Here is a 24,214-nt window from a genome sequence, read left to right as displayed (position 1 = left end):
CGCTATTACGATCCGGGGATCGGACTGTTCCTCAGCGTTGATCCTGTCACAGCATTTAGCGACCCAGTTGGATTGTTCAATCGCTACCGTTATGGAGCTAACAACCCCTATCGGTTCGTTGATCCAGATGGGCGGCAGCACCGCGACATGGCTGATGCCTTTGGAGAGGCCGGAGCGCACTTTGCCTACGCGTTCCAAAGTCGCCAGTACAGAAGCATGCCTAACGGGCCTGAAAAGTCCGCAATGGCTAGGCATCTAGCGAGTTCGCATTTCGCACTATACGGTGATTCGCGAGCGTCTCAGCGGCTGAGGCTTGAGGCCGATACAATCGACGGCGCGCCCGCGGGCATCATTTATCGTCGAATCGACCCGAAGACAGGTGACACATACATTGGTCGTGCGAACTCGCCAGAACATTTCGTTGAGCGGCAACGCCGTCATGACAAGGATCTGGGAAATCAGCATGTATATGATGTTGTCGACCGTGCAAAACCTGGAAAGGATTTGGAGGTCGCTGAAGAAACCCAGATTCGTCGACATGGCGGGCTCCGTCGAGATGGTGGTGGGCTTGTCAACGGGCGAGTTGAAATGCGAGACGTGAGGTATCGCGCTTCAGGAGGGCGGGAGCCGCCGCCGATTGGAACAAGAATTAGAAGAAGGTAGATGACGTGGCTGGCAAGAAGAAGCGCTGGGATAGAGGGAGTGTCTTCTTGGTTCCATTGAAGGATGGAACCGAGTGCGTGGGCCAAGTAATTGGTCGCGAGAAGAGCGTGTTGAACAGTGTGGCGATAGCGCTGTTCGACCTAAAGGGAAAGTGGTCGGCTGAACAGAAAATTCCTTCTCTGCGCTCAGACGATATCTTTTCTACAGTTCTCGCCACCAAGGATCTGCTCGACTCCGGCCGCTGGGTCGTCCTTGATGATGAGGCCGTTAAGATCGCGGCTGGTATGAAGCCGTATGAGGATCTTAGAAGAGGTGGGTTTATTGGGGCTAGAGTGCATGGCTCTGGTGTTGTTGAAGAATTCGTCAACGCCTTTTATGGATTGATGCCGTGGGATGACTGGTACGTTCCAGACTTTCTGGATGCAATGTTGATCTCGCCAGACAAGAAGCCGATTGAGCGATTGTCTTTCTCTGGACGGCACGGCTGACCATTGACCGCAGTAACGGTGTCAGGTTCACTTCCCGATTGCCTATGAAGCACAAGGCCCGCATTGCGGGCCTTGTCGTTGTTGGCGCTTGTAATCGCGCTGCTCAGCCTTCGGCTGCCTTCTTCTCGTTCGCTCGTGCCGGCTGCATGCGCAGCTGCGACTGCTTGGCCTGGTGCTTGAGGATGAGTCCTTTGAACAACCGTGTCAGAGTCACTTAAGCGGTGGCCTTTCGGGGCCGATATGCCGGGCGCACTCCCGCGAACCGCTGCAGTTTGGCTTGCACCTGCTCACGAAATCGATCGGTTCCCAACGCCCGCTGCTGCTGCAGGTAGATCCGGATCTCGGCCAGGGTCTCATCCGGCAAGGCTTCAGCCAAGAGGTCGCAATAGGCGGCACGTCGCTCCGGTTCGCCCCTCCCGAGGGCAAGGTACGCAGGATGCGGTGTTATCAAGGGATCGCTATGCCCCGTCGTGTTGGCGCGACAGCTCGACCAGACGTAGTCCTTGGGGTCATCGGTCATCCAGGCTCGGACAGGGTTGAGCTCGATATAGCGGTAGCAGGTCAGAACGTACTGCTCGGAATCGACTAGGCAGGACTTGTAGCGTCCCTCCCATAGCGTCCCTGTCCGGCCGTGCCGGCCATTGAAAAAGCGAGCATAGTTGCGGCCGAACGTCTGCATCAATCGTGAGACTGCACCCGTCTCCACAGGTGTTAGCAATAGATGCACATGGTTGGTCATCAGGACATACGCGTGCAGCGAGCAGGCATAGCGAAGCAGCCCTTCGCCAAGTCCCTGCAGATAGCGTTGTCGGTCCTCGTCATCCAGAAAGCAGGGGAGCCGATTGTTGCCGCGTTGGATGACGTGCTGAGAAACACCTGCGAGATCGGGACGAGGCAATCGGGCCATGGGCAAAACTGTTGCGCAGGCATTTGCCCAGCGCGATCATCCAACCCTGCCGGAATGTATCGGAAAACTCTGAAGCCGGCGTCGGAAAGCCACTCTGACACCCTTTGACTCTGGACCAGCGTGACAGCGGCCGCCACCTACCAGCTGCAGGAGCGGTTGGGCGCCGGCGCCTGGAGCACGGTGCACGATGCCGCGGGCCTCAGCAAGGCGATCAGCGGCAAGGCGACGGGCAGCTGGGGTTACCAGGTGCGCGCCTGCAATGCGGGTGGGTGCGCCGGCTGGTCGACGGTGCAGACAGTGAACGTGGTGCACCCGCCTGCCAGCGCACCGACGCTTACCGTCCCGGCGACCAACCTCACGGGCAGCTATACCGCCAGTTGGACGAGCGTGGCCGCGGCCGAGCGCTACGAGTTGGAGGAACGGCTGGGGGCCGCAGCCTGGACCCAGATCCACAACGCCGCCGGTACCAGCAAGGCGCTGAGCGGCAAAACCGCGGGCAACTGGGGCTACCGCATCCGGGCGTGCAACGTAGCAGGGCGCAGCGCCTACACGACTGAGAAAGTGGTCGCGGTGACCCGCCCACCCACCTCGGCCCCGACCCTGACCGTGCCTGCCAGCAATGTCACCGGCAGCTACAGCGTCAGCTGGACCGCCGTTGCGACCGCGACAAGCTACGGGCTGCAGGAACGACCGGGCACCGGAAGCTGGATCACGCTGCAGGCGAACTCCGCGACCAGCCGTGCGATCAGCGGCAAGGCCACGGGGAGCTGGGGGTACCAGGTCCGCGCATGCAATGAGGCCGGGTGCGGGGCTTACTCCACGGTCAAGGCGGTGCAGGTAACGCGGCCGCCGGGGGCTCCCACCATCACGTACTCGTTGAAGACCCAGACTTACGTCGGAGCTCTGACCCACATCCGGTGTGAGGTGCGGTGGACGTCGATGGCATCGGCCACGAGCTACGAGCTGCAGGCTTATGGCGGCGCGGTCCAGTACACGGGCCCCCTCACGACGGTGGCCGGAACTGGCAACTCGTCAGCCTACTGTGCTCCCTCGCACGTGGTTCGGGCCTGCAACCTTGCAGGCTGCTCGGCTTGGTCCGCGCCCCCGGCAGCCCAGGAAACAATCGTGATCGGCGAACCTGGCGACCCGGGTGATCCGCCTGTCGTCAACGCCGATCCGGAGCCGACCGTAGATGGGGCCGCAAAGCCGGAAGATACCGACATCGCTGATCCGCCTCAAGACCCGGTGGCGGATAATGATGGGGAGGGCGGCGAATGAACGTCCAGAAGTTCATCCATCGACTGTTGCGCCTCTGCAGCCTGCTGCTCGTCGCTGTATCCCTGCTGCCGCAGGTCGCTACGGCCCAGACCACGGTCAAGTACGTCCACACCGACGCGCTGGGAAGCGTGGTGGCGATGACGGACGCGACGGGGGCCGTCGTCGAGGGACACCGGGAGTACGAGGCCTATGGGCAGCAGCTCATGCCTGCGATGCAGGATGGACCCGGATACACCGGTCACGTCCAGGACGCGGCGACGGGGGTGGTGTACATGCAGCAGCGCTATTACGATCCGATGCTGGGCGTGTTCCTATCCGCTGATCCGGTGACGGCGTATTCAAACCCGGTAGGGCAGTTCCATCGATATCGGTACGCCAGCAACAATCCATACACCCGAGTTGATCCGGATGGGCGTCGTGACATTTACATCGGTGGCGGTGGAGACAAGAACGGTTCGCAGATTGTTCAGTCGTATGCTGCAGCTCAACAACAGTTGCACCCAGACCGTGACATTCAATACTTCAGCTGGAGAGAGTCTGGAAGTATTTCGGAAGCCATGTCCAAGGGGTTGGCCGACGGCGAGCCTCTCAATGTGATTGGACACAGCTTGGGTGGTAGTCAAGCGATTAAGCACGCCAATGATTCCGGTGCGACGATAACCAACCTGGTTACGATTGATCCAGTGGGTGAGCAAGCCGGCAATGGCGTAAAACCCGCCAACACTGAGAACTGGGTGAACATCGCAGCAGATCCTGGAACCGGCGATCGCTCAGACAAGGTCGCAAGTGTTGGTCGTGCGGTTTTCGGAGCGACTAACACGTCAGGAGCCACCACGTCCCAGACATCCACCGCACATCACGGTTATTTCAATACGATGATGAACGAGGCCAAAGCCACGGAGACCATCGACGCCTCTTATCAAGAAAAGCGGAACCCCTAATCATGCGACCGAATTATACAATCACAGTTTGCGCGTTCGCATTGATTTTGACCGCGTGCACACATAGCGCAGACCCGACTTCGACTAGCGCACGCATTATCGACGCGAATGTAATTGTTGAAGTTATGCTTGACCAGCGTGATGTCCAAGTGATCAAAGAACGGGAGTTATACTTTTCGATTGTTGTGGTTGAGTGTGCGGACAACTCTAAGAAGTTTCCCTTGCAGCCATTCTTGGATGGCAAGAGGATTGAGGGCGGCAATTTCCCGAGCGCGAGACCTACCACGGTCTACGGCACCATGCCTATCAATAGCTTTCAACGCTATGAGAAGCCTTGCGTCTTTCTTGAAGGTGGCGGCTACTTCTCCGGAAAAATATCGAGCCCGTTGGTTCCTATAATTCTCGCTGCGAACAATTGAAGTGATTACCGAGGACCAACTAACCGGGTCAGCTTCACGCCTTTTGCGCGCCCGCAACCAACGGCGGCGATGCTCATTGCATCCCCACAGTTGGGCTTGCGTGGGGGGGGCAACGGGTGGATAGCGTCCTTGACGCTGCGACGCTGGCAGCCGAAAGTCGCTTCAAGAGCTTTGGCGAGAACGGCAGGGGTGCTTCAAGGGCAGTTGGCGGCGGCAGGCCGCATGGCGTCGGGGGTTGATCGCAGCAACAGGCGGAATCCGCGTCGGGTCAGAGTGTTCAGCGCTATTACGATCCGCAGATCGGACGGTTCCTTAGTGTTGATCCGGTGAATGCTGACAGCGCAACGGGCGTCAACTTCAACCGCTACTGGTACGCCAACAACAATCCCTACCGCTTCACCGATCCAGATGGACGGATTGGTTACGAAGTCAATCCGGGTGTGATCGTAATTCCTGTTTACTTCCAAGGTTCAGGCGCTTCGCCATCCTTGATCTCTGACATCACTCGCCGCGCGAACAGTCTCGGGGTCGAGAGCGGGATTCAATTCCAAGTGGTGCCCGTTTCAAGCTTGGTTGGGGGCGTCAATGTGCTTGATCTTTCCCCTCATTCAAACAACCAATATACGCAGTTCGGTGAGGGTGTCATTGATGCACCCGGTGTAGTGGAAAATTCGGCTGCTCATCTGAACTCCTCCCGGCCGGATATTCTTGGGGCTGCGGTCCACGAGATCTTGCATTTTGTGGACCTTGCGGATGGCTACAAAGAGAGTCCTGACAGTACGTTCGGAAACCGCGGCCCTGCTGAACTTAAGCCCGGCTATTCCCGTGACCAGATTATGGCGAACACTAGCGGGAACGAAGTTAGAAGCCATGAGACCAGCGGCTTATCCGGAAACAACAATCGCCTCAGAAGTGGCATCGAGTGGCGACGAGTCGAAGGCCGAATTGATGCGAGAAATCAGGAGAGGGAGAGACAGAAATGATCGTGCGCAAAGAGCTCAGACGGTGTCGCGTTTTTGCAATGACGCTTGCCATGCTGATCCCAGGGACAAGCTCTGCTGATCCGCCGCCAGTAGAGCCGCTCACTACATGCATGACAAATCTGTGCTTAAGAATCGCTCCAGAGCTGCCTACTATTGTAGATCGTGTTGTTACAGAAACGGATCTGACCTTGCGCGAATCGGTCTTGCGTGCCCACTTAAAGCCAGGCGTCGTAATCGCTATCGTGGCAAAGCAAGCTGGCGGAGTTGGTAGAGACTTGGCGCGACACAATGCGTTCACGTGGATAAGGAAATCGGACAAATTGGCCGTCGCAAGCGCGTGCTTGTCGTGCGAGGAGGGTGCGGCGTGGCCTCCGCAATGGGTTGGAATTGCCGTTCAAGCCGAATCTGCCGAAGAACTCATGTCGTTCCTGACAACTGCAGCCGTACTCATTCGGCCAATCGAGTTGTACGGGCATAAGTCAGGAGATTCGACCGTTTTATCGCTCGGCCCTGAGGAAAATGTATTCCGTACTGCGCGGAGATTTGGCAAGTGGGTGAGATAGGTCAGCCACAGAACTATTGCAGCAGCGCTACTACGATCCCGGCATCGGAATGATGCTCAGTGTCGATCCTGTTACCGCTTACGAGCAGCCGATCACGAACTTCTGCCGCTACTGCTATGCCCGGAATAACCCCTACAAGTTCATCGATCCAGATGGAAATGAAGGAAAGGTGGCTTGGCTTATAAAGCTCACTGCTAACGGCATGCGCAAGATAGGTCGGATTACGCAAGATCAGGCTGTCCGCGCCAGAGGTGCGGAGCAAAACGTCGTGGCGGACAGGAGGCAGGTGGCAAGCCAGATTGAAACAGCATCTCGTGGTGGCAGGGATGGTCAGTTAAAGCATGCTGCTCATGAATTGGAAGATGGAAGCAAAGGGTTGCCTCATTATCAGGTCGAGGGGAAGCGAGGTCATACATTCTGGGGCAAGTTAAGTGTCGCAACGATTGCGGCAGCAGGTGCGCTAGATCAAGTCGCTGAAGCTGCGGAATACATACCTGATCCTGCCCCAAGACCTGCCGAGCAATCAGATATTTCTCGTTGGAACAACGCTATGGGCGCTATAAGTGAGGCGACTGGAGTGCCAATGCCCGGAGTCAAGATGGGTCAAGGCGGTGGATTCCAGGGCTACTTTCGAGTGGAGGGGCGGATTGACTCGAAACGACTATCTGAAGACTTGGACAAGAAAAGATAAGTACCTATCTGCATGAACGCATATCAGGTCATGATCGAAGGGGTCTTTGTGAGATCCCCGGAACTGGGCCGACTTACAGGTGGGTTCCACGCTACTTTTTTTGTTACAGCGGTAAATGCAGCTAATGCCTCGTATAAGGTGAAAGAACTGCTGGCAAAGAGGATGGTCGCGCACTTCGTAGTTGGTGTTGATACAGGATTGTTTATGGCTTACTACTGGGTTCATGACATATGGGAAGTCACTATGGAGAAGTATTCCGAGAACGAGGGGCATGACTCTGGTTTCACATTCTTCCACATCGGTCGCATGGAGAAGCTCTTTTTGGCTGCTCGTCGGCTGTTCTTCAATAGGCATCGTCAGTGGCTTCTAGTCCAGCCGGGACTAGCGGGGTCGGAACCTAAATAGGTGTTGGGGTAAGTAACTTGCGCCATAACAGCAAGGCCTGCATCAGCGGGCCTTGTTGTTGGTGCGGAATATCGGTTCCAGGTTTACTTACTTATCGTCCATGAACACAAGACCCGCGATGCAGGCCTTGTTCGTTGTCGGCGATGGTGATCGCGTCGCTCAGCCTTCGGCGGTCTTCTTCTCGCTGGCACGAGCGGGCTGCATACGCAACTGCGACTGTTTGGCCTAGTGTTTGAGGATCAGTCCTTCAAGCACCGCCTGCGCCGTCTGGCGTTCTTCTTCGTCGAATTGCTGCAGCGCCTCGAATTGACCTGCCCCCATTGAGCCGTACCACGCATTCCTGAGTAAAGTCCGTCACCCAGAGAGGACGGACATGCGCAAGAGTCGCTTCACTACCGAACAGATCATCGGGTTCATCAAGCAGGCCGAGGCCGGCATGGCTGTGTCGGAGCTCGCTCGGCAGCACGGCTTCAGTCCGGCCAGCTTCTCCGCCTGGCGGGCCAAATACGGCGGCATGGAGGCCGAGGACGCCAAGCGCTTGCAAGATCGGAGTCAGATTCACTTATTCGCCCTAGCCTTGACAGGCTTCCACCGTCGGGGCAAAACAGGGGTCAGAGTAGACTTTCCTGGTCATCCATGAAGCACGAGGCCCGCCTCAGGGGGCCTTGTTGTTGTTGCGGTGTGGCGTGTGCTTCAGATGTGGTGGTGGTAATCGTGACCCCGCGCCATGCGCCGCGAGGTCTGCATGGCGCGAGTGGTAAACGCATCGATGCCGTCGCCGCCGTTCTGTTGTAGCCATGTGCAAGGGGAGTGAGCCGGCGTGCCCGCTCAGCGGTTGTCACCCTCGTCGGGCAGCATATCCACCATCCGCGCCTGCGCCTCGGCATGCAGCGCCCAGAAGTCCTCCACGCCTTCGCCGCGGATGCGACGCTCCAGCACGGCCAGGTGCGAATGCCAGCCGCCGCCGAAGTTCAGCGCATCGCTGCGACCGCGCAGGCCGCTGTGGGTCAGTACCAGGCGCGTCTGGTCGTTGCCGGCGTCGTCGAGTTCGATGGTGACTTCACCGGCCTCACCGTTCTCCCAGGTGAACGCGAGCACGTTGGGCGGTTCGCAGCGGGTGATGCGTTCGCTCCAGCTGTGGCCGATGTAGGGGCGGTAGCGCTCCGGCGTGGGCACGTCCAGGTCGGAGAGCCGGTCGTGGTCCATGGTCAGGCCGATGCTGCCGCCCACACGGGCGTCGGTGGGTCCGGCCATGAACCAGCGCGCGCGCAGGTCGGGGTCCACCAGGTACTGCCAGACCCTGTCCACGGGCGCGTCCAGCAGCCGTTCGAAGCGCAGCATGGCAGTGGTGGCGTGGTCGGTGTGCCGGGTGTCAGTCATGGGTGTTCTCCTTGCGGGGTTTGCCGGGTGCGCGCGCACGTGGCGCGACGTCGTCCTTCAATGCGCGCTCCAGGGCGTCGAGGCGGGTGGTCCACAGCCGCTGCCATTGGCCCAGCCAGTCGCTGGCGTCTTTCAGCCGTTCCGGCCTGATCCGGCACACGTGCTGCCGGCCCACCTTGTAGCGTTCGATCAGCCCGGCCTGCGCCAGCACCGCCACATGCTTGGAGGCGCCCGCGAAGCTCATCCGGTGCGGCGCGGCCAGTTCGCCGATGGATCTCTCGCCCAGCATCAGGTCGGCCAGCATCCCGCGGCGGGTCGGGTTGGCCAGCGCGGTAAAGGTGCTGTCGAGGTTTCGTTCAACCATGAGGTTGAGTGTCGCGCTGGTGTATGGGGATTGTCAACCGTTCGGTTGAGTGTTGTGGTCGAGCGATGCCTCTGCGTGCCAGTTCTCACCTCCGGGGAAAAGGGAACCGGGCAGGGCCAGTTGTTCGTCTTGGCCTCGCCAGGCTTTACAGGCGAATCAGAGCGCCAGCGGCGTGCAGCGCAGCGACAGGCGGGTAAGCGACCGTAACCGCAGCGCTCGGTATTGCTTCAACCGGGTCCGTGAAGCGGTCGCAGCGTGGCCTGGTCTGGTCGCGCCGGGCGATTGTCCAGCGGATTGATGGTCCGGCCGCTGGCCCGGCATTGCATCACATCCGGGCCATGGCATCCGACAAGGTCCATGTGAGAAACAATCGTGCCGAGAAACAATCGTGCCAGGGCCAATTGTCGCGGGCATGGGGTTCAGCCTACGAGCCGCGAACGAACGATCCGGTTTTCATGGTCCTGCTGGAAAAACCTTTGGCAAGAACATCACCACCCGGACCCTGGACACGCTCCGTCGCTGCATCGCGAACTAGCGCGCTTGCAGCGACGGGCAGGGTTTAGACCTCGCCCTTCTTCGACAGCAGCACCGCGATCGGCCGGCTGCCCTGGAACTCGGCCAGGACCATCACGATGCTCGCGGTGACCGGCACGGCCAAGAACGCGCCGGGGATGCCCCATAGCGCGGTCCACACGGTCAGGCAGACCAGGATCACGAACGGACTGAGGTTGAGCGAGCTGCCCATCAGCCAGGGATCGAGCAGGTTGCCGTTGAGGAACTGGACCAGCGACAGCGCGCCGGTGAGTACCAGCGCCGTCCTGATGTCGCCGAACTGCAGCAGCGCGAACAGCACCGGCAGGGCCACGCCCAGCACCGAGCCGATGTAGGGCACGTAGTTGAGCAGGCCGATCACCAGCGCCCAGAACGGCGCCAGCTCTACGCCCATCGCGGCCAGGATGATCCAGCTGACCAGACCCAGCAGCACGCTGAGCAGGGTCTTGAGCGCCAGGTAGGCGCCGATCCGGCGGTTGACGTCGCCGATGACCCGGCGCACCTGCGTGCCGCGCGCCGGGTCCGGCGAAAGGCGATCGATCTTGGCGTCGAAGTGGCGGCGCTCGATCATCAGGAACGCCACGTACAGCCCGACCACAGTCAGGCCGCCGATCATTCCGACGGCCCAGCCCAGGGTCGAACCGGCCAGCCGCTGCAGGTTGACGTGGGCGAGCACGGCCGCGCGGATCCCATCCCAGCTCGGTTCCGACTCGATGCCGACCAGCGCAGCGGCACGCTGCACCAGCGCCACCAGTTGCAACTGGTAATGGGGCACCCGCGCGAGCAACTGGTCCACGCTGTCCATCGCCAGCCAGCCCAGTACCAGCAGCGCGCCGAGCATCAGCAGCGTCGACAGGGCGTAGTGCGCCTGCACCGGCAGCGCCGGGCCGATCACCGGCACCCGCGACAGCAGCCGCGCCGCGCCGAGGATCACGTACATCACCATGATGCTGAAGACGATCGGCACCAGGATCTCCCGGCCGATGTACAGCACCCAGCCCAGCAGCACCGCGAACACGGTGGCGTACACGAGCGCCCGGAATCTTTCGTTCATGCGGATGCGGCCTGTGCGGCGGAACGGGCCTTGCCGGTCCGGTTCCCGGACCGGCAAGGCGTCCATTGTGTTGCAATCCCGGCGCGGCGTGCAGCCAGCGGGTTTCATCGCCACGGGCCGGGCTCCATCGGCCGATCCGTGGCCCGGTCGCGCGGTGCTTGCCACGCGCGATGCGCGGCCCGCACGCTGGTGCCGTGTCCACTGCCGGACGCGTGCGCAAGGAATCCCCCCATGACCACCCTCGTTGCCCTGATCGGCTGGTGCCTGCTGCTGGTGGCGTGCGAGCTAGAGCGATAGCCGGTTCAGCGACCGCAACCGTCGCGCTCGGTTGCCTCGACTGGGTCCGTGTCCTCGGTGGACCGGTCGCAGGGTGGTCGGGTCTGGTCGCCGGGGCGATCGCCGAACGGCTGGATGGACCGGCCGCTGGCCCGGAGTTGGGTCACATCCGGGCCATTGCATGCGACAAGGGGCCGGTGGACGAGTCGCGTGTCGAACGAGCGCCCGTACAGTGATGTCATCGATGATCCGGAGGCTTCCATGAAGCTCACACATTTCCTGGCACTGATTGGGGTGGGCATCGTCGCCCTGGTTGGCTTCGACCAGTACAGGACCCGTATGGCCGACCGCCCCGAGGCACCCGTGGTGCAGGCCGCGCAAGCCAGGGCGCCGGCAGGCGATCCCCCTTGGGGCGCTTCCAGAGTGGCTCCTGGGACCTCGAATTTACCAGTCGCCGCCGCCGCAACGTTCCAGTGCGACGGCCGCACCCATTGCTCGCAGATGACGTCGTGCGCGGAGGCGGAATACTTCCTCCGCAACTGTCCAAATACGAAGATGGACGGCAACAACGATGGTGAGCCCTGCGAGCAGCAGTGGTGCAACTGATCCGCGTGGGCGGGGTGTGCGCCACGACCCTCCGCCATACTGTGGCGCGGTGCGAACCGCGCGCCCGTGCGGGTGCCAGATGGCTGCGGTGAGGGCCTTGAACCACGAAACGGAAAAGATGGTGTCAGGGAAAGAAACAATCGTGCCAGGGATAATTGTCGGCCACCCGCGCGACCGGCCAGCCATACCAATGCCCCGGCTTTTCGCCCGCCGGCTCCTCACGACCGCCTTTTGCCTGATCCCTGCGCTTGCGCACGGCTTGGAGATCCGGGGCGTCGCCTATCCTCCCATCGCGGATCGCGCCGCTGCGCCCGAGGCATTTGTGCCGACAGGCTGGCGCCTCGAACACCTCGCCCGCGGCCGGCTCGACGCCGATGACCGGGAGGACGCCTTGCTGGTGCTGCGCATGGACGATCCTGCCAACGTCATCGACAACACCGGCTTCGGCCCCGATCGCTTCGACACCAATCCACGCATGCTGGTAGCGTTGCTTGCCCAGCCTGACGGCGGCTGGCGGCAGGTGATGCGCGACCACCGCCTGGTGCCGCGGCCGGAGTCGCCGGTGATGGACGACTTCCTCGGCGACGCTGCGGGCAGCGCCGTGACCATCCGTCCCAACCGGACCTGGTCCGTGGCCCTGCACAGCTGGGCCAGCGCCGGCACCTGGAGCATGCGCCAGGTGGCGTATACGTTCCGCCTCGAAGGCGACTGCATGCGCCTGGTCGGCTACGACGACATGCACCTGCATCGCGCTTCCGGCGAGATCACGACAACCAGCGTGAACTACCTGACCGGCCGCGCCTGGATCCAGCCCGGCAGCATCTCGGACGACACACCGGGTGCGAAGCGACCGACCCGCCTGGGCTCGAACGCGCCGCTGTGCATCGACGATGTCGGTGACGGCCTGGCGTTCTCTGCCGATCTTCAGGAACACTAGGACAAGGTGTCAGGACAATCCTCGAACGGACGGCAGGCGCACTTCCAACTCTACGGCACGCGTTCTAAGAGGTGCCGGAACCTGAGCGTTCGAAGGTAAGCGTCCCGTCATCGGCGATGAGCCTCATGCGTACAACCTGGCGATCAGTTCCCCTGTCAAACACGATTTGCAGAGTGCCGGCGGGGATGTAGGCATCCGGGATGACAAAGCGATGGCTGCTGACTGGCTTCAACGGTCGCGATCGGCCGTTGGCTTCCAGCGAAAGTCCTTCGGGCGTGCGGCGCACCGCCAGTTCCTCCGCCTCGAGCGTCGTATCCAGGATGCCGGACAGGATCGGGCTCTGGTTCGCGCGTCGCGCGTAACGGCCCGCGAAGCTGTCCAATAGCGTCGAAGCGGTGACGGAACTGGTGCGGATGGACCAGTCGCCCGGCCAGCCGAATGCATCGGACACCGCGTTCCGGATCTCGTCGCACAGGACATCGCCGTGCTCGCCGTTGGTGAGGATCACCAGGCCGTCTCCAGTCTCCAGGTTGCCCTCGATATAGGCCTTGTAGCTGTCGTTGGCGCCTGCGTGGTGGAAGATCCGAGCCGCGCCTTCGCCCGCCAGGCGCGGCCCGAGCCCGAACGTTCCCGGCGAGACCTCGGTCATCATGTCGAACGCGGATGCCTGCGGCAGCAATCCGTTACGCCCGCGATAGCTCTTGCCCAGCGATCGCACCAGGTGGCCGAGGTCGCGGGCAGAGGTCCACAGCCCGGATGGCGCGAGCTCCGGAAAACTCTGCCACCCCCGGGGCAGTGCGGTGGGCAGGCCCTTGCCGTCGTGGGCATGCGCGATATCCATGGTGCCCGCATCGGGTGCGGCAACGAATCGAGTGCGTCTCATCTCCAGCGGCTCGAACAGATGCCGGCGCGCTACCTCATCGAAGGACTGGCCTGTCGCGTCCTCGATGACGGCCTGCACAACCATGTAGCCGCCCCCGGAGTAGCGGCAACGCGTTCCCGCGCGGTCGATCCGGGCCAGTGGCTTGTTGTGGGCGGGCGGCGCGCCAGCCAGGGTTTGCACCAGCGTCGGCAGCTGCGCGGAAGGATCGAAGTCCCTGAAGCCGTGCACGTTGAATCCTGCGGTATGCGACAGGAGCATCCTCAGGGAAATGCTGGCGCCATCGCCATCCGGACCCGGAGGGGTGCGCCAGCGACGCAGCCAACGGTCGACGTCTGCATCGAGATCCAGGATTCCGTCGGCAACGAGCTTCAGGCAAACCGCCGCGGTCGCCACCTTGCTGACCGAACCTACCGAGAACAAGGTGTCCGGCCCGACGGACATGGCGCTGCCTGCCAGCCTGGAACCGTAGCCGCCGAAGCCCACGACCTCTCCATCCCGGAGGATGGCAACGGCGACGCCGGGCACGGCGTGGAAGGACATGCGTTCCGCCAGCGACCATAGCTCGATCCCCGTGTGGGCCGTGGGGCGCAGGCGGAAGTCCTGGAACGTTTCCGACGATGGTGGCCGGGATTGGCCTGTCGCCGCCAGCGAAAGGAACGGCAGGGCAAGGCTGCTGGCAAGTCACGACGGTTGATGACAGGCATTTGCTGCTCTCCGCGATTGTTCGGCAGCGCCCGCCTGACGGTAGATGCAACGCTGGTCCGGTGCCCTAACCAACGCGATCGCGTGGATGCGACGCACCCGAGGGTACAAAAGATTGCCCATTCCCTTCAACGAAACAGGGAGCAGAGGTGGCAGGGGTCATCCGCGCGAAATGGGGCCGATTCATATGTGCCCAGAAGGAAGGATCCATCTGATTCCCCGCGCAGCGGGCTGGGCATGTCGACATATCGGCCGGAACGGCCCCGATCCGGGACGCCCGCATCGAACTTACCTGCCGGGCGCGTGAGGCCCACCCTCGCGAATGCCGCACTGCCGCATGCCGCACAATGCACAGCCCCGCACGACCAGGACCTGGCATGGACGTTGAAGCTCTCCTCCTCGCAGCCCTTCGTGAAGCAGGTTACGGCCCTGATGCCATCGGGTCGGCGTTGCCGCGCATCATGCGCATCCTGCAGGCGGAGGACGTGCGCATCGAAGCTGGCCGCGTCCTGTCGCGCAAGGAGCGCGAGTACGTGCGCGTGCAGCTTGAGATGGGCGTCGACGTGTCGGAGATCGTGGCCGGTCTCAAGCGCTGAGTCCGGAAACCGGCATGACACGATCAGATCGCCGGTCGCGCATGAGCCAAAGAGGGCTTGATGGAAAACGTCCATGAACACACCTCTCCCGTTTGCATTCCGCATCCTGTGCCTGGCGCTGCTCCTGCTGCCGCTCGGGTTCGCAACAGCGAACGAACCAGTACTCGGTGTGGATGAGTCCGCCGCATCGCCGCCGGCCGCCGCCACTGCACGGCTGCCGCTGAACCGGCGCCTCGGCGTCGGCATGATCCGTGCTGCGTTCAACCGGGAGGGCGCGCGCACGCGCCGCGCGATGGCGGAGCACCTGCCCGCCGTTCCAGTCACTACCGTCGAAGGCCTCTCCTATCGCGTCGGTGATCCCGACGCGCTGCTCGATATCCACTATCCCGCGTCCGCGGCATCGACCGACGCGCGCCTGCCGGTGCTGGTGTGGATCCACGGTGGTGCCTGGTTGTCGGGCAGCCGGCAGGATGCGGCGCCGTTGTTCCGCCTGCTGGCCGCCGAGGGCTATGCGGTGGTGGCGCCGGACTATTCGCTGGCGCCGGCGGCGGTCTATCCGCAGCCGCTGCGGCAGCTCTCCGAACTGCATGCCTGGCTGGAGCGCCATGCGGGCGACTATCCGATCGATCCCGAGCGCCTGTTCCTGGCCGGTGATTCAGCCGGCGCGCAGTTGGCCGCCCAGCTCGCGGCAATGGGCAGCAATCCGGCGTATGCCGCCGAGGTCGGGCTTCCGGCCGTGTTTACGCCCGACGTGGTGCGCGGGGTGGTCCTGCAGTGCGGGGTGCTCGACCTGCCGGCGCTGGTGCGGCGCGAGCGTGGTGGTTCGCGGCTGATCGGCTGGGGCACGGGCACCACCGTGCTGGCCTATGCCGGCACGCGCGATCCGGACAGCCCGGTGCTGGCGCAGATGTCGCCGATCCTGCATCTCACCGCGGATTTCCCGCCGGTCTGGATCACCGGTGGCAATGCCGATCCGCTCACGGCCGGCCACTCGGTGGCCTTCGCAGCGCGACTGGAGACGCTCGCGGTGCCCGTGACCTCGCTGTTCTGGCCCGACGACCATGCGCCGGGGTTGCCGCACCTGTATCCGTTCGACCTCGACAGCGGGGAAGGGCAGGTCGCGCTCCGCTCGATGCTGGAGTTCCTGCGCAGCCGCGAGTAGCGGCCGCGCCCCTGCCTGCGGATCGCGTGACGGCGTCAGGTCGAACCACCCAGCGCCTTCTGCCAGTCGTGCGCAGGGACGCGAACGGCAGCCCTGCTTTACCACTTGAACCGGCTGGTGATCAGCCCTCGGGCCCCTGGGACGCAAGCCGTCGCGCCGCATCCCGCAGCCCCGCGAAAATGCTGCTTGCCAGCCGGTCCGGGAAGTCGTCCGGCAATTGCCGTTCGGCGCTTGCGATGGCGGGCTCTACGCCGTCCAGCAACTCCGCGATCCACGATTCCCCCCCGTCGGGGATCCCGCACGCCCGCGCGGTCTCGTTCCAGTGGTGGCGACGGATGGTGTGCAGGTGGCGGTGGCGGTTGCTGCCGCTGACCGCCATCGCCAGTTCTGCCCTGTGCGGATCGAGCTGGCGCGGGCCCCGGCCCATGATCGGGTAGACGGACAGCACGTCGTACAGCGGAGTGAGGCGGAACCGGCCACCCGCCTCCATGCGCAGGCTGAAGTTCTTGGCGTGTCCGTCGGTCGCTGCCAGCATCCAGAACAGAATCTGGCTCTTGAAGAAGGTGGCCCGGTCTGCCGGTTCTTCGGACCGGCGCAGCAGCTCCATGATCCGGCTGATCCCGGGGCCGCCGTCGCTTTCGTAGCGTCGGGACGGCGGCAGGCCGAACGCTTGGCACATGTCCTCCTGGGGCAGTCGTATCCACCAGCTGCCGTCGCCCGCCAGGCGGCGGTCGAAGCGGGAGACCACCAGCACCCGCTGCCCGTCGAAACTATCCATCGCGGCCTCGGCCACGGGGATGCCGAAGGCGGACATCAGCCGCAGGCACAGCCACTCGTTCTCCACCGAGTCGTGCATGTCTGCGCGCACGTTGCCCACCAGCCCAAGTGGCAGCTTGAAAATATGCGTGCTGGGCGTGCTGCCCAGCGGCACGCACCACTGGCCCTGGTGCCGCAGCAGGCCGGCTTTTTCCTGTGCGCCGGCGATCGAGATGCGGAATGCATCATCGTCCCCTGCCTGATGCCCCGGCCCGGACGGCGCCACGACGCTGCGCAGCAGGGTCGCCACCTGCGCCTGGTCCAGCGGCCGGAAGTGGATGCCGTGCAGGCCGTCGGGCCGGGTGCCTTCCGGCAGCAGTTGCACCGCGCCAACGCAGTCGCGGCCGATGGCCTGCAGGAGTTCGAACGTTGCCGTCGACCGCAGTCCGAAGCGGTCGCGGATGCGGGTGCGGATGTCGCTGCTGTCTGGCAGCAGGTTCTCGAACCAGTTGCCCACTGCCTCGCCGCGGTGGCCCTGGCCGGCCGGCAGCAGGGGCAGCGACAGCGACAGGGGCCGGTTGGCGGACGATTCCAGCCACTGCGGCGCATAGGTCAGGCCGCCGCCGCGATCACCGCGCTCCCAGGCGGCGACCATTTCGCCGTTCATCCATACCTGCAGGGTGCTCATCGGCCTACCACTCCGGCGCCTGGGCACGGCCCGACGTGTCCCGGGGTTGCAGTGCGATCTCCACGCCCAACACCGCGCAGAGCTTCATCAGGCGCTCGAAGGTGGCCGCCTCGGGGCGGTTCTCCAGCTCGCTGACTGCCTGGCGGGTGACTCCCAGCTGGCCGGCGACGTTGGCCTGGGTCAGGCCTGCCTGCTTTCGCAGGGCGCGCAGCAGCGGGCCGAGTTGCTGCGGAGTCCGGATGATGTGCAGCGGAGGAAATCCGGCCATGTGCGCAACCTTCGACTTGCATGTCCAACACGCAAGGTATCGCTTGCTTTGACAAAAGGCAACAGATAGCTTGCTTTCTGCAAATGCAAGTGATTGCTTGCGAGGCTTCGCCCAACGGCGGATGGCGCGTCCTGCCCCGGTCCCTATCATGGCCGCTCCCCACGACGAATAACGGCCCGCGATGGCCTTTGACGCCTTCGCCCTGATGTTGGCAATGCTGGCGCTGGGCATGCTGTTCGCGCGCCTGCGGGTGTTTCCCGAGGGCGCCGCGGACACGCTCAACCTGGTGGTGCTGTACGTCTGCCTGCCGGCGGCGATCCTGGTCTACGTGCCCAGGCTGCGCTTCGAGCCGGACCTGCTGGGCCTGGTGGCGGTGCCCTGGCTGCTGGCCGCGGCGAGCTGGCTGCTGCTGCGCCTGCTGGCGCCGCGCATGCGTCTGCGTCGCGACGAACTGGGCGTGCTGCTGCTGTGCACGATGCTGGGCAACACCAGCTACATCGGCTATCCGATGATCGAGGCCCTGCTCGGCGCGCAGGCGCTGCCCTATGCGGTGGTCTACGACCAGTTCGGCACCTTCGTGATGCTGTCCACGCTGGGGTTGGTGGTGCTGGCGCGCTACGGCGGCGACCACCCGCCCACGGCGCGTGCGATCGCGATGCGCATCGTGCGCTTTCCCCCGGTCTGGGCGCTGGTGTTCGGCCTGACCCTGATGCCCGAGCACCCACCTGCGTGGATCGCGGCCGCGCTCGACCAGCTGGCCGGGGTGATGCTGATGCTGGTGATGCTGGCGGTGGGGCTGACGGTGCAGCTGCGGCTGCCGCGCGACGAGGTCGGGCCGCTGGCGCTGGGGCTGGCGCTCAAGCTGGTGGTACTGCCGGCGCTGGCCCTGGCACTGGCGCTGGCCTTCGGCCTGGAGGGCGACACGCGGCACGTCGCAGTGCTGGAGTCGGCGATGCCGACCATGGTCACCGCCGCTGCCCTGGCGATCTCGCACCGCATGGCGCCACGGCTGGCCGCGGCGCTGGTCGGCTACGGGATCGTGCTGGCGATGGTCACCCTGCCGGCGTGGAACTTCCTGCTGCAGCGGCTGGAAGGCTGATGTCGCGATGGCGCCGATCGGGCATCGTCGGCGCGCCGGACGCGGCGCTTGTGGAGCGCGTCATGGTGGACCCGTCGCACCGGACGGGCCTTCAGGCCGGCAGCTCTGGAAAAGGGCTGGCGACCCATAGCCTCAGGCGCGTCGCCGGAGCGGCTCGGTCGCAGCACCACGGAGGTCCGCCCCTGCCGATACCGCTGACCGCGTCACCTCGAGCTGGTCTTCGAGCTCGCGCGAGTCTTCGAGGAACGCCTGCAGCGAATCATCCATCGCCTCCATCCACCGCGTGTGGTGCCGCGGTGCCAGGGTGCCGGTGATCGTGGAGCGGTAGCTCCTGTCGCGGTAGTCGAGGATGCCGGCCTGCTTGTCGCGCATCCACTCCTTGAACATCTTGCCCATCTTCTCGATCGCGAACTCGGGATAGTCGGTGCGGTCGACCAGGTCGCGCACGTAGGCGGCCTGGAAATCGATGTCGTCATCGCTGCCGGCGCATGCGTTCTCGCGTGCGAACCAGGCGTCGCTGTCGGCGCGCATGGCGTCGGTGTCGGGCAGCGCGGTGCGGCCCAGGACCACGTCGCGCGCAAACCATGCCTGCGCATCGAACATGTTGAAGGTGTAGTACTGGTCCTGCATGCCGAGGTAGATGAGCTTCGGGTTGTCGATCCAGAACACGCCCTTGTACAGATCCTGCGGATACAGGCGGTTGCGGGTGCGCAGGGTCAGCGCGTCGGGCAGGAACGGGAAGTGGTGCTGGTAGCCGGTGCACAGGATGATCGCGTCAACGTCCTGGCTGCTGCCGTCGACGAAGTGCGCGGTATTGCCCTCCACCCGCGCCAGCAGCGGGCGCTCGCTGAAGGACTGCGGCCAGTCGTAGCTCATCGGTGCGCTGCGGTAGCTGAAGGTCACCGACTTGGCGCCGTACTTGTAGCACTGCGTGCCGATGTCCTCGGCCGAATAGCTGCTGCCGACCAGCAGCAGGTCCTTGCCGGTGAACTCGCAGGCATCGCGGAAGTCGTGCGCGTGCAGCACGCGGCCGGGAAACTGCGACAGGCCTTCGAACGCGGGCGCGTTGGGCGTGGAGAAGTGGCCGGTGGCCACCACCACCCAGTCGAACTCCTCGCTCACCATGCGGTCGTCCTTGAGCTCGCGCACGGTGACGGTGAACTTGCCCGTGTCTTCGCTGTACTCGACCGAGTGCACGGCGGTGTTGAAGCGGATCTGGTGGCGCAGGTCGCTGCGCTCGATCCTGCCCATGATGTAGTCGCGCAGCACCGGACGCGGCGGATACGAAGCGATCGGGCGGCCGAAGTGCTCCTCGAAGCTGTAGTCGGCGAACTCCAGGCACTCCTTGGGCCCGTTCGACCACAGGTAGCGGTACATGCTGGCGTGCACCGGCTCGCCGTGCTGGTCCAGGCCGGTGCGCCAGGTGTAGTTCCACATCCCGCCCAGGTCGGACTGCTTCTCGAAGCAGACGATCTCGGGGACGTCGGCGCCGGCGCGGCGGGCGGCATCGAAGGCGCGAAGCTGGGCCAGGCCACTGGGGCCGGCGCCGAGGACGGCGATTCGTTGGGTCATGCTGGTGTCATCTCCTTGGGTGTGTCGCGCCGGCAGGCAGGCACCCGGCGGCAGCAGGGCTGCACCCGATGGACCGCTGGAAGAGCACGTCGGAACTCCGACCGGAGCCTGGCTCCGTTCCTGCCGATACCGGGCATGGCGCTCGCGCGATGGGGCATCACCAATGCACGGCCGCAGCGGGCCGAAACTTCGCTGAAAACGAAGCGATTGGCGGCAAAATGCACGAAACTGCGGCGATTCTAGCACAGGGGAGGTCGCCGCCCCGGGCCGCGTCCGGTCAGCTGGAAACCCGCGCCAAAGCCGCATACCGCCCCGGCGCCATCCCGACATGCCGTCCGAACGCTACGCTGAACGCGCTTGCCGAGCCGTATCCCACGTGTTGCGCGACCATCCATCGCGTTGTCGTGTCGCGGTGTGGCCCGCTCAAGACCGCGCTGCGTCGGTAGCGGCGCTTACGCCTGCTCCCGCGCCGGCAGCTGCGCCGGACGCCGCCACGGCTCGGCCGGCGCCTGCAAGTACTGCGCGCGCACGTATCCCCACGGCACCACCAGCGGCACCAGCACCACGCCCATCAGGCAGGCGAAGAAGGTCTCGGTGCCATAGGCGTCGAGGCCGGGACCCAGCCACACCGGCAGCGCGGACGCGGCGATCCACAGCAGCTTCCACAGCAGCTCGAACAGCAGCAGCGGCAGCATCTTCAGCGGATAGCGCACGCCCAGCGCCGCCATCACCGCCAGCGCGCCCAGCAGGGCATGGATCACCGATCCTTCGTCCGCGGTGGCCGGCGGGGCGAGGATCAGCGGCCAGATGGTCAATCCCAGGCCCACCGCGATGAGCGCGTACATCGCGCGCAGCAGCCACAGTCGCAGGGTGGAAATGCCGTTTGCCATGCGCGTGCACCCGCGTTGTCGTGTCGATGCCGATGGTTGGCGATCGCGCACTGTTGCAGAAGTGTCGTGAGTGGCCATGACCAATGGTGGCGCGGCCCTGTCCGATCCCACCCGCCGGCGCGTCCTGCAGGTGTTGCGCAGCGGGCCACTGAGCGCTGGAGAGCTGAGCGACCAGTTCGATGTCTCCAAGCCCACGATGTCGGCGCATTTCGTCCCCGACTGGAATGGATCATGCATGTTCGCTGGACGTGTTCTGGGGAGTGGATGGTTATGAAGTTGATCGCAGCAGCCTTCGCGCTGGTCTTGTTGGTCGGATGCACTTCGATCGACGTGCGGCCCGTCGCAGCGGGAGCAGAACTCGAACGGGCCTGCATCGTTGAGAATGATGAAGTCCTGGTCGACGACTTCCTCTCGGTACTGAGGGACGGCTTCGAGCGGCACGGCATTGCCACGAGCGTGGTCCAGCCTGCGCAAGCCGATGCATGCGAAACCACGCTGACGTATACGGCCGCCCGCGGCTGGGATCTTGTGCCCTACCTCGACGAAGCGGAACTCAGGCTTTGGCGTGACGGACGTCAGATCGGCGCTGCCGACTACCGGCATCGAGGGGGCTTTGCCCTGACGAAGTTTGCGGGGACAAAGAAGAAGATGGGTCCGGTCATCGACCAGCTGCTTGCGGGCGCCCGGGCCGGGCATTGAGAGAACGCCGGCGGAGACGCAACTGGTCTCCGACGGCGCGGCAACAAACCGAGCGCGGGTCTCGGTTTACTTCAGCCCGCGATGCTCCAGCAGCGGCTCCACACTCGGCTCCTTGCCCCGGAACTCGCGATACGCCGCCGCGAGGTCGCGCGAGTGGCCGATGGAGAGGATCTTGTCGCGGAACACCTGTCCGTTCTCGCGCGTCAGTCCGCCGTTCTCGCGGAACCACTGGAACGCGTCGTGGTCGAGCACTTCCGCGCCGAAGTAGGCGTAGTAGCCCGCCGCGTAGCCGCCGCCCCAGATGTGGCTGAAATAGTTGGTGCGGTAGCGCGGCGGTACCGCCGCCAGGTCGACCTTGTACTTCGCCAGCGCCTCGCGCTCGAACGCGTCCACGTCCTTCTTCGCATCGCCCGCGGGTAGCGTGTGCCAGGCCATGTCCAGCAGTGCAGCGGACAGGTACTCGGTGGTCGCGTAGCCCTGGTTGAAGGTGCGGGCGCGCACGATCTTCTCCACCAGCGCCTGCGGCATCGGCTCGCCGGTCTGGTAGTGCTTGGCGTAGTTGGCAAACACCTTCGGGTCGAGCGCCCAGTGTTCGTTGAACTGCGAGGGAAACTCGACGAAGTCGCGCGGCACGTTGGTGCCCGCCACGCTCGGATACGTGGTGTTCGAGAAGATGCCGTGCAGTGCGTGGCCGTACTCGTGGAACAGCGTGGTGGTGTCGTCCCAGCTCAGCAGCGCCGGCTGGCCGTCCGCGGGCTTGGTGAAGTTCGAGACGTTGTAGATCACCGGGATATCGCCGGTCAGGCCGTTCTGCTCGACGAAGTTGCCCATCCAGGCGCCGCCCTGCTTGCTCTCGCGCTGGAACGGGTCGAGGTAGAACAGCGCCAGCTGGGTGCCGTCGGCGTCGAAGATGTCGAACACGCGCACGTCGGGGTGGTAGAGCGGCAGGTCGGTGCGTTCTTTCGCGGTGATGCCGTAGAGCTGTTCGGCGGCGAAGAACACGCCGTCCTTGAGCACGCGGTCGAGTTCGAAGTAGGGCTTGATCTGCGCTTCGTCGAGATCGTATTCGGCCTTGCGCACCTGCTCGGCGTAGAAGTCCCAGTCGGCGGCGCCGGCCTGGAAGCCGCCGCCCTGGGTGTCGACCACGGCCTGGATCTTCGCCAGTTCGGCGCGTGCGCGTGCGGTGGCGGCGGGCACGGTGTCGGTCAGCAGCTTCAGCGCCACCTCGGGCGTACCTGCCATCTGGTCGGCAATGCTGTAAGCGGCGTAGCTGGGGTAGCCCAGCAGCTCGGCCTTGCGCGCGCGCAGCTCGGCCAGGCGCTGGATGCTGGCGCGGGTGTCGTTGTCGTCGCCCTTCTGCGCGCGCTCGAGCGAGGCCGCCATGACCTGCTCGCGCAGGCCGCGGTCCTTGAGCGAGGCGAGCACCGGCTGCTGGGTGGTGTTCTGCAGCACCAGCAGCCACTGGCCCTCGTGGCCATCGGCCTTGGCGGCTTCGGCGGCGGCAGCGATCGCCGCATCGTCGAGACCATCGAGCTTGGCGACATCGTCCACCAGTACGCCGCCGGCCTTGGTCGCGGCCAGCAGCTTGTTGGAGAAGGTGGTGGTCAGCGAGGACTCTTCGCTGTTGAGCTTGCGCAGCTCGGCCTGGCTTTCGGCATCGAGTTCGGCGCCGGCGCGGACGAAGTTGTCGAAGCTGTGTTCAAGCACGGTGAGCTGCTCGGGGTTGAGGCCGAGCTGCGCGCGCTGGTCGTGCAGGCTCTTCACGCGCGCGAACAGCTTGGGATCGAGGTGGATGGCGTCGGTGTGCTCGGCCAGCTTCGGCGCCAGCGCCTGTTCGGCGGCCTGCAAGGCCTCATTGGTGTGCGCCGAGGTCATGGCGAAGAAGATCGAGGCGGCACGCGTCAGAAGGTCGCCGCTGCGCTCGAGCGCTTCGATCGTGTTGGCGAAGTCCGGCGCCTCGGTGTTGTCGGCGATCTTGCGCACCTCGGCCAGGTGCTGGCGCATGCCTTCCTCGATCGCCGGCTGGTAGTGGGCGTCCTGGATGCGGTCGAACACCGGCGCCTGGAAGGCCAGGGTGCTGGCGGCGAGGAGCGGGTTCTCGCCCTGTGTAGGCGCGGCGGGTGCGGTGGCGGTGTTCGGCATCGGCGACTCGGTGGGGGTGCGGTCGCAGGCGCCCAGGGCGAGCGCGATCGCGGAAGACAGCAGCAGGGTACGCAACATGGATGGGGGCTCCGGTGGGGGCAGGACAAGGGTGGCCGCTCAGGATGCGCCCGCGGCGGCCGCTGCGGGAGGTGCCGATTGGCAGGGGGCTGAACTTGGTGGCAAGGGCGGTGATTTCTTCGCCGCCGCGGTCGTCGCGGGCCGGCGCGGGTCGCCGCGCGTTACGCGTGCC

The 24,214-nt window shown here is 64.2% G+C and carries 24 protein-coding genes and 3 pseudogenes; 16 read left to right on the top strand and 11 right to left on the bottom strand.

What is annotated here, in order from left to right; all coding sequences use genetic code 11:
• Window positions 1-9 precede the first annotated feature (9 nt).
• A pseudogene (locus ACW5EG_RS14525) lies at window positions 10-120 on the top strand (RHS repeat-associated core domain-containing protein); the annotation flags it as partial.
• Window positions 121-276: 156 nt separating this feature from the next.
• On the opposite strand, the gene ACW5EG_RS14520 reads toward ACW5EG_RS14525, so the two are convergent.
• A complete protein-coding gene (locus ACW5EG_RS14520) occupies window positions 277-540 on the bottom strand; it encodes a hypothetical protein (protein ID WP_457022064.1) in 264 nt (87 codons plus the stop codon).
• A 128-nt stretch (window positions 541-668) separates the two neighbouring features.
• On the opposite strand from ACW5EG_RS14520, the gene ACW5EG_RS14515 reads away from it, so the two are divergent.
• Window positions 669-1,151 (top strand): Imm26 family immunity protein, encoded by a 483-nt coding sequence (locus tag ACW5EG_RS14515; protein ID WP_457022062.1) that lies wholly within the window; start codon window positions 669-671, stop codon window positions 1,149-1,151.
• A 214-nt stretch (window positions 1,152-1,365) separates the two neighbouring features.
• Here the strand turns inward: ACW5EG_RS14515 and ACW5EG_RS14510 are convergent, their stop codons facing one another.
• Window positions 1,366-2,058 carry a transposase gene (locus tag ACW5EG_RS14510; protein WP_457022060.1) on the bottom strand — a complete coding sequence of 231 codons (693 nt, stop codon included), beginning with the start codon at window positions 2,056-2,058 and terminating at the stop codon, window positions 1,366-1,368.
• A gap of 120 nt (window positions 2,059-2,178) precedes the next feature.
• On the opposite strand from ACW5EG_RS14510, the gene ACW5EG_RS14505 reads away from it, so the two are divergent.
• From ACW5EG_RS14505 to ACW5EG_RS14475, 7 genes and pseudogenes are all read left to right on the top strand, one after another.
• Entirely contained in the window at window positions 2,179-3,336 is a 1,158-nt protein-coding gene (locus ACW5EG_RS14505; protein ID WP_457022058.1) for a hypothetical protein, read from the top strand.
• Entirely contained in the window at window positions 3,333-4,277 is a 945-nt protein-coding gene (locus tag ACW5EG_RS14500; protein ID WP_457022057.1) for an RHS repeat-associated core domain-containing protein, read from the top strand. The genes ACW5EG_RS14505 and ACW5EG_RS14500 overlap by 4 nt, the downstream gene beginning before the upstream one ends.
• A 125-nt stretch (window positions 4,278-4,402) precedes the next feature.
• Window positions 4,403-4,696: a hypothetical protein gene (locus ACW5EG_RS14495; protein ID WP_456998763.1), complete on the top strand. Its 294-nt coding sequence runs from the start codon at window positions 4,403-4,405 to the stop codon at window positions 4,694-4,696.
• Between the two features lie 266 nt (window positions 4,697-4,962).
• A pseudogene (locus tag ACW5EG_RS14490) lies at window positions 4,963-5,679 on the top strand (RHS repeat-associated core domain-containing protein); the annotation flags it as partial.
• A gap of 579 nt (window positions 5,680-6,258) precedes the next feature.
• Window positions 6,259-6,933, top strand: coding sequence for an RHS repeat-associated core domain-containing protein (locus tag ACW5EG_RS14485; RefSeq protein ID WP_457022055.1), 675 nt, complete (start codon window positions 6,259-6,261; stop codon window positions 6,931-6,933).
• 30 nt (window positions 6,934-6,963) lie between these two features.
• Window positions 6,964-7,338, top strand: a complete 375-nt coding sequence (locus tag ACW5EG_RS14480; protein ID WP_457022053.1) for a hypothetical protein — start codon at window positions 6,964-6,966, stop codon at window positions 7,336-7,338.
• A gap of 373 nt (window positions 7,339-7,711) precedes the next feature.
• Window positions 7,712-7,885: pseudogene (locus ACW5EG_RS14475) on the top strand (transposase); the annotation flags it as partial.
• Between the two features lie 281 nt (window positions 7,886-8,166).
• Here the strand turns inward: ACW5EG_RS14475 and ACW5EG_RS14470 are convergent.
• The 3 genes from ACW5EG_RS14470 to ACW5EG_RS14460 form a co-directional block, all read right to left on the bottom strand.
• The gene (locus ACW5EG_RS14470; RefSeq protein WP_457022051.1) at window positions 8,167-8,718 is read right to left on the bottom strand and encodes an SRPBCC family protein; all 552 of its coding nucleotides are present in this window, start codon (window positions 8,716-8,718) and stop codon (window positions 8,167-8,169) included.
• A complete protein-coding gene (locus tag ACW5EG_RS14465; protein WP_457022049.1) occupies window positions 8,711-9,082 on the bottom strand; it encodes an ArsR/SmtB family transcription factor in 372 nt (123 codons plus the stop codon). The genes ACW5EG_RS14470 and ACW5EG_RS14465 overlap by 8 nt, the downstream gene beginning before the upstream one ends.
• 559 nt (window positions 9,083-9,641) lie before the next feature.
• Window positions 9,642-10,688, bottom strand: coding sequence for an AI-2E family transporter (locus tag ACW5EG_RS14460; protein ID WP_457022047.1), 1,047 nt, complete (start codon window positions 10,686-10,688; stop codon window positions 9,642-9,644).
• Between the two features lie 486 nt (window positions 10,689-11,174).
• On the opposite strand from ACW5EG_RS14460, the gene ACW5EG_RS14455 reads away from it, so the two are divergent.
• Together ACW5EG_RS14455 and ACW5EG_RS14450 are read left to right on the top strand one after the other, a co-directional pair.
• Window positions 11,175-11,570: an excalibur calcium-binding domain-containing protein gene (locus tag ACW5EG_RS14455; protein WP_457022045.1), complete on the top strand. Its 396-nt coding sequence runs from the start codon at window positions 11,175-11,177 to the stop codon at window positions 11,568-11,570.
• A gap of 97 nt (window positions 11,571-11,667) precedes the next feature.
• Complete coding sequence (locus ACW5EG_RS14450; protein WP_457022043.1) at window positions 11,668-12,507, top strand: hypothetical protein; 840 nt, start codon at window positions 11,668-11,670, stop codon at window positions 12,505-12,507.
• 64 nt (window positions 12,508-12,571) lie between these two features.
• Here ACW5EG_RS14450 and ACW5EG_RS14445 read toward each other — a convergent pair whose 3' ends face one another.
• Entirely contained in the window at window positions 12,572-13,930 is a 1,359-nt protein-coding gene (locus tag ACW5EG_RS14445) for a serine hydrolase domain-containing protein (RefSeq protein ID WP_457022041.1), read from the bottom strand.
• A 539-nt stretch (window positions 13,931-14,469) separates the two neighbouring features.
• Here ACW5EG_RS14445 and ACW5EG_RS14440 point away from each other — a divergent pair.
• Entirely contained in the window at window positions 14,470-14,688 is a 219-nt protein-coding gene (locus tag ACW5EG_RS14440; RefSeq protein WP_457019133.1) for a polyprenyl synthetase, read from the top strand.
• Between the two features lie 73 nt (window positions 14,689-14,761).
• Window positions 14,762-15,850, top strand: a complete 1,089-nt coding sequence (locus ACW5EG_RS14435; RefSeq protein ID WP_457022039.1) for an alpha/beta hydrolase — start codon at window positions 14,762-14,764, stop codon at window positions 15,848-15,850.
• 121 nt (window positions 15,851-15,971) lie between these two features.
• On the opposite strand, the gene ACW5EG_RS14430 is transcribed toward ACW5EG_RS14435, so the two are convergent.
• Window positions 15,972-17,294, bottom strand: a complete 1,323-nt coding sequence (locus ACW5EG_RS14430) for a type II toxin-antitoxin system HipA family toxin (protein ID WP_457022037.1) — start codon at window positions 17,292-17,294, stop codon at window positions 15,972-15,974.
• 4 nt (window positions 17,295-17,298) lie between these two features.
• A complete protein-coding gene (locus tag ACW5EG_RS14425; RefSeq protein ID WP_457022035.1) occupies window positions 17,299-17,562 on the bottom strand; it encodes a helix-turn-helix transcriptional regulator in 264 nt (87 codons plus the stop codon).
• 181 nt (window positions 17,563-17,743) lie between these two features.
• Between ACW5EG_RS14425 and ACW5EG_RS14420 the strand changes: the two genes are divergently transcribed.
• Window positions 17,744-18,661, top strand: coding sequence for an AEC family transporter (locus tag ACW5EG_RS14420; RefSeq protein ID WP_457022033.1), 918 nt, complete (start codon window positions 17,744-17,746; stop codon window positions 18,659-18,661).
• A 132-nt stretch (window positions 18,662-18,793) separates the two neighbouring features.
• Here the strand turns inward: ACW5EG_RS14420 and ACW5EG_RS14415 are convergent, their stop codons facing one another.
• The gene (locus ACW5EG_RS14415) at window positions 18,794-20,233 is read right to left on the bottom strand and encodes an NAD(P)-binding domain-containing protein (protein ID WP_457022031.1); all 1,440 of its coding nucleotides are present in this window, start codon (window positions 20,231-20,233) and stop codon (window positions 18,794-18,796) included.
• A 452-nt stretch (window positions 20,234-20,685) separates the two neighbouring features.
• Window positions 20,686-21,123 carry a hypothetical protein gene (locus ACW5EG_RS14410; RefSeq protein WP_457022029.1) on the bottom strand — a complete coding sequence of 146 codons (438 nt, stop codon included), beginning with the start codon at window positions 21,121-21,123 and terminating at the stop codon, window positions 20,686-20,688.
• Window positions 21,124-21,199: 76 nt separating this feature from the next.
• On the opposite strand from ACW5EG_RS14410, the gene ACW5EG_RS14405 reads away from it, so the two are divergent.
• Window positions 21,200-21,397, top strand: a complete 198-nt coding sequence (locus tag ACW5EG_RS14405; protein WP_457022132.1) for a helix-turn-helix domain-containing protein — start codon at window positions 21,200-21,202, stop codon at window positions 21,395-21,397.
• On the top strand, window positions 21,394-21,822 hold the full coding sequence (locus ACW5EG_RS14400) for an Sbal_3080 family lipoprotein (protein ID WP_457022027.1): 429 nt from the start codon (window positions 21,394-21,396) through the stop codon (window positions 21,820-21,822). Before ACW5EG_RS14405 ends, ACW5EG_RS14400 begins: the two co-directional genes overlap by 4 nt.
• Before the next feature lie 66 nt (window positions 21,823-21,888).
• On the opposite strand, the gene dcp is transcribed toward ACW5EG_RS14400, so the two are convergent.
• A complete protein-coding gene (gene dcp / locus ACW5EG_RS14395; protein ID WP_457022025.1) occupies window positions 21,889-24,042 on the bottom strand; it encodes a peptidyl-dipeptidase Dcp in 2,154 nt (717 codons plus the stop codon).
• Window positions 24,043-24,214 lie beyond the last annotated feature (172 nt).

Source organism: Luteimonas sp. A611, from assembly GCF_054072715.1.
This window is presented reverse-complemented; position numbering and strand designations above follow the sequence as displayed.